Below are 232 nucleotides of genomic sequence, written 5' to 3'. Positions count from 1 at the left end.
CCAACATCCAGGACGCCACCGGCGGCACCGCCGACGATGTCTTCATCGCCAGCGCGGCGGCCAACTTCCTCGACGGCGGCACGGGTTCGCTGCACAACCGGGTCAGCTACACCAATTCCACCGTCGACGAAACGGTGAACCTGTTCAATGGCACGGGTAGCGGCGGCACTGGCAGCCTGGCCAATGGCGACACCTATGCCAACATCCAGGACGTCACCGGCGGCAGCGGTAA

General features: G+C 65.1%; 1 protein-coding gene. It reads left to right on the top strand.

The genetic code is table 11. The features are described 5' to 3' along the window. Positions 1-232 (top strand): hypothetical protein (locus tag HFRIS_RS25515; RefSeq protein ID WP_006465716.1); only part of this gene is annotated, 232 nt, incomplete at both ends.

Source organism: Herbaspirillum frisingense GSF30 (genome assembly GCF_000300975.2).
In the GTDB taxonomy this organism is placed as follows: Bacteria; Pseudomonadota; Gammaproteobacteria; order Burkholderiales; family Burkholderiaceae_D; genus Herbaspirillum; species Herbaspirillum frisingense.
Note: the sequence above shows the minus strand (reverse complement) of the source record. Positions and strands in the feature narration are given on the sequence as shown.